Below are 4,534 nucleotides of genomic sequence, written 5' to 3'. Positions count from 1 at the left end.
TTTTTTCTGCGTACCATAACCTACAACTACAACTTCATTTAAAGCCTGCGGAGACTCACTTAAAACAACATCAATCGCTTTCTGATTATTATATACGATATCTTGTGTAACAAATCCCAAATAAGAAAAAACAAGAGTACTGCCTGCACTGACAGCTAAAGTAAAGTTTCCGTTAGCATCGGTCTGTGTCCCTTTACTCCCGCCTTTTACAGCGACACTTACACCTGCCAGTGGATTTCCGTCTTTATCTACAACTTTACCGCTTAGAGGAGGACTAACCTGATATACGTTTTTTTCCTTTTCTTTTGGAAGAACCACTACCGTTTTACTTTCTATAGAATAGCTAAAAGGCTGGTTTTCGAAACTTTGGTCAAGCACTTCTTTTAATGGCCTGTTTTTAACATCTATGCTAATGCTTTTTCCTTTAATCAATAAATCGTGTTTATACACAAAGTCATAGCCACTTTGCTTTTTAATTTCTTTAAACAGCTCGGTAAGGCTTATATTTTTCTTGGTTAAAGTGATGTTTTGCGCATTGGAAGCAAAAGATAGCTGCAAAAACGCAATTACTATAAAAGCACAAGTTAATTTAACCCGCATAAGTAATCTCTTTAAGTTTTGAGAAGGATATGCTATCCTGGATTTAAACAGTTGGCTTATGAGCAAAGCTGTATGCCAACCACCATTTTTTGCATAATTTTTATACATTTGTTTAGGTTTCTTTTTTAATACTTATTGTTTCGACGCATTTTGTATTTCTGTCGGGAACCAAAATCTAATCGGGGACGCGCCAACGTTCCCGTTTTCTTTTTCGGTTACCCAGTACTCATATTTTTACAGCATAACCAAAACCCTCCTTCCTTCCAGCTTAAAGTTTACGCCTTGTGTCATCGAAAGCACTTTTAGCACTTCCTGAATATCTTTGGATCGCGAAATAGAACCGCCAAATTTTATATCGCCAACATCACCTTGATAGACTACTTCTACATTGTACCAGCGACTGATTTGGCGCATGATGTTTTTCAGCTCCGCGCCTTCAAAAGCGAAGTCGCCTCTGTACCATGCCACCGCCTGTTCTGTATCTACTTTTTGAATGCTTATTTGCTGGCCTTTAATAGCTGCCTGTTCTCCCGGACGAAGTATTTCTGTCTCACTAGCCAATGATACTTTTACACTGCCTTCTAAAAGTGTTGTTCTTACCGCTGGCTCATCTTTGTAAGTATTTACATTAAACTTTGTACCCAGCACTTCTATGGTCTGATTCTCCGATACCACCTTAAAAGGCTTTGTTTTATCAGATTTTACTTCAAAATAACCCTCACCAGTTAAAGTAACCTTTCTTTCATTTGAGCTAAACTTAACCGGATATTGCAGAGATGAAGAAGAGTTCAGCCAAACTTTAGTCCCATCTGGCAACAGAACCTGATATTGCCCCCCTACCGGAGTTTCAATCGTATTATTTCCTATAATTTCCTGAGCTGCAGGAGCAACGGCATCGGTAATTTCATAAACCAGTTCTCCATTAGATTTTTTAATGACTTTTATTCCTTCCTGGGTTATGGTCATTCCACTATCCAAATCGGTAAGGTTTACTTTTCTCCCATCGGCAAGAGTGAGATATGCTTTGTTGCCTCCAGGTGTTATAGCAGCATAATTTTCAATTGCTGTATTATTTTTCAGCTGCGCTTCACTATTAAAGAAATAATAGGCAAATCCCACGATTACGATAACAGATGCTGCAGCTACTATTCTGGAGTATTTTATACCTTTATTCTGTTCAATTGGTCGCTCTTTAGCTATATTTTTCCAGATATTATCCTTTGCTGAAAGCATTTCGGCATCTGTTATATCTGCTGATTGAGATTTATCCACCATATCCAGATACCAGGACTCTACCCATTCCCTCTCTTCACTGGAACAACTTCCTTCGTTATATCTTTTTAGGATTTCCCTTGTTTGTTTTTCATCCATAAACACATAATTTGTGATCTTATATGCTTATGACAATTTGATAGAGCGGTGGTAGTAGATTTATTTTATTTTTTTAGAAGAAATAGGAAACTGCTTCTTGTTGTCTTTTTTTTGAATTGCACTAAAGCAATTTCAACAAGATGGAAAGTATCAAAAATCCTCCAAGTTTAAGACGCAATATCTTAATAGCATTACTCATTTGTTTTTTTACAGTCTTATCAGACAAATTCAATTCTTCTGCTATTTGCTTATGAGACATATTTTGAATTCTGCTCATTTCAAAAACCTGGCGCATTTTTGAGGGTAATGCGGCAACTTCCTTTTCTATTTTTTCCTTAAGCAATCGTTCTCTTAGTCTATAGTCGGTAATTGCTTCTGAGCTGGCTACAAAGTTTGCAAAAGATTCGATATAATTGTTCTTCACTTTATCGCGCTGAATCAGATTCAGAACTTTATTTCTTACAGCGGTATATAGGTAAGAACTTATCGAAAACTGAAGATCTATAGTATTTATTTTATCCCATAAATTCACAAAAACTTCCTGAACAACATCCTGAGCTAAGTCCTGGTCCTTTATTAACCGGTATGCATGTCTATACAGCAATGCCCAGTATCTATCGTAAATTTCGGCAAAAGCTATAGCATTTCCTTCTTTTATAAGATCGAATAATTCTGTATCGGTATGCTGTTTTAAACTGCTCAAGAAGAATATCGTTTAATAAATTGGCTACATTTAATACACAATATTAACAAAACAAAATTGTTGATACAAACTCTGTATAAGCCACAGCAAATATAAAATGCTTTAGAATAATGAATATTAAGAAAGTATTAATAATTAAAACGGTAAATCGTCCACTGCCAGAATTAATTGGAATATAAAGGCCCGGAATTTATACTCCGGGCCAAAACTTGTTTAAAGTCTGTTACTTTAGAATAGAACTTTCAGCCCGTTTAATGGCCAATCTTTCCTTCCAATCCATATATTTGGTATGGAAAGCCTTTTTCATATAATCATCAAACTTTCTTTGAATGGTCAAATTATACAAACTCTTTGCTTTTATAGCCCACGACTTATCCCAGGCCCGCAAAGAAATGGAAAACGCACCATCTAAATACTTCATCCAATGCCACATTCCGGTAGGCATAAAAAGTGTTTCCCCATGTTCCAGAATAGTCTCTTGTCCTTCTATCCCATTCAATGCAGGAAACTTCTCATAATCCGGATTAGAAATATCGTAATCTTCCAATGCATAAGTTGCAAACGGAATCTTATACAACCTAGTACTCCATTTATAATCGAAAAGTATGATATGTTTTTTGCCGTGAAAATGCGTATGAAAAATATGTGCTAAATCTATATCATAATGTAGGAAAGTAATAGATCCGGCCCCTCCAAAAAACATATTTGGATACTTGTCTAAGAAACCGCCCATTAAATCTTTAGGCGAGCGATAATCTTCCAGCAATCCGGGAGCATGCTTAATAGGATCAAACAAAAAAATCCTTAAATCGGTTGGTTCTCTCCTGATCAGATCAATATAATCACCAAATTTCATTTCAGCCGCCGAAGCATTAATTGGTTTAGAGGGATCGGCCTTAGCACTATCATATAATGGCACAATCTTATCGCCAACAGTTTCTTTCAAATATTCAAAAGTCCATTTTTCTAAGGCTGGCCAGGTCTTGGTCATATTTTTAATAACCAAAGGCTTTCGGGGAATCAGATAGTTTTTGATAAAGTCATCTTTGCTGATATCCTCTACTTTTTCTATTTGCGTCAATATTAAGCCCATGTTAATTTAATTTTAACAATACAAATGTTATTGTTTTTGAACATTTCATGGGAAATATTGTTTTTTCTTGATATAAATCTGACAGTCCTAAAACAAAAAAGGCCCTTTAAAGGCCTCTTCCGCTTCATTTTCCACTTTTTATTTAATCAGGCTGTTAATTACTGCTTTTGTAGCTACCGAGGTAGCCGTGTTGCTTGCGGTTGTACCCAAAGAACTTAAGAAAGAACTGTATTTACTAGCTCCCAACGAAGTTTTAATGGCCGACAAAGCTGTAGTTTTTGCACTGGTCAATTGTGAAGCACCTTTTGCGGTATTTGCAATGGTCTTTAAAGTATTATACTTGGTAACATAATTTGTTAAAGCTGTAGTAACGGCTTTTGTTTGCGGGCCTGTTAAATTTAATGCATTTAAGGTAGACGTAATCTCTGTTACCGTAGTGGCAACATTATTCAACCCCATAACAGAAACTGAAACTGAATTTTTTCCAGCAGGAAGTGTGTTAGCGAATGTTTTAGCGCTAACTGTTGTTAACGCTAAAACAGCTCCTATAAAAATCTTTTTCATCTTTTGAATATAATATCAGAAATGGTTGTTTACGTTAATTTCTTATTTCAAACTAACAATACAATATTAGTATTTTGATTTTTACGAAGAAATACTCCGGGAAAATTTAACAATATATAACACGAAATCGTATAATAGCAAGAATAGCTTACTTTATATTTTGTTTTTTTTAAATTTTATTTAGAGATAATTCAGTGGACTCA

5 protein-coding genes are annotated in these 4,534 nt (G+C 35.4%); all 5 read right to left on the bottom strand.

Annotated features, from left to right (window positions below; translation table 11 throughout):
• The coding region (locus tag ABWO41_RS15765) for an STN domain-containing protein (RefSeq protein ID WP_353140106.1) at positions 1-708 on the bottom strand (708 nt) is incomplete at its 3' end.
• 126 nt (positions 709-834) lie between these two features.
• A complete protein-coding gene (locus tag ABWO41_RS15760; RefSeq protein ID WP_353140104.1) occupies positions 835-1,971 on the bottom strand; it encodes a FecR family protein in 1,137 nt (378 codons plus the stop codon).
• Positions 1,972-2,092: 121 nt separating this feature from the next.
• Complete coding sequence (locus tag ABWO41_RS15755) at positions 2,093-2,674, bottom strand: RNA polymerase sigma factor (RefSeq protein ID WP_353140102.1); 582 nt, start codon at positions 2,672-2,674, stop codon at positions 2,093-2,095.
• Between the two features lie 223 nt (positions 2,675-2,897).
• Positions 2,898-3,767, bottom strand: a complete 870-nt coding sequence (locus ABWO41_RS15750; protein WP_353140100.1) for a cupin-like domain-containing protein — start codon at positions 3,765-3,767, stop codon at positions 2,898-2,900.
• 138 nt (positions 3,768-3,905) lie between these two features.
• Positions 3,906-4,331 carry a hypothetical protein gene (locus tag ABWO41_RS15745; protein WP_353140098.1) on the bottom strand — a complete coding sequence of 142 codons (426 nt, stop codon included), beginning with the start codon at positions 4,329-4,331 and terminating at the stop codon, positions 3,906-3,908.
• Positions 4,332-4,534: the final 203 nt, after the last annotated feature.

It is taken from the genome of Pseudopedobacter sp. (assembly GCF_040392825.1).
Taxonomy (GTDB): Bacteria; Bacteroidota; Bacteroidia; order Sphingobacteriales; family Sphingobacteriaceae; genus Pseudopedobacter.
Note: the sequence above shows the minus strand (reverse complement) of the source record. Positions and strands in the feature narration are given on the sequence as shown.

Excerpts from the sequence above, each read along its gene's own strand:
- ABWO41_RS15745 (WP_353140098.1), bottom strand. The coding sequence starts at position 4,331 with ATGAAAAAGATTTTTATAGGAGCTGTTTTAGCGTTAACAACAGTTAGC.
- ABWO41_RS15750 (WP_353140100.1), bottom strand. The coding sequence starts at position 3,767 with ATGGGCTTAATATTGACGCAAATAGAAAAAGTAGAGGATATCAGCAAA.
- ABWO41_RS15760 (WP_353140104.1), bottom strand. The coding sequence starts at position 1,971 with ATGGATGAAAAACAAACAAGGGAAATCCTAAAAAGATATAACGAAGGA.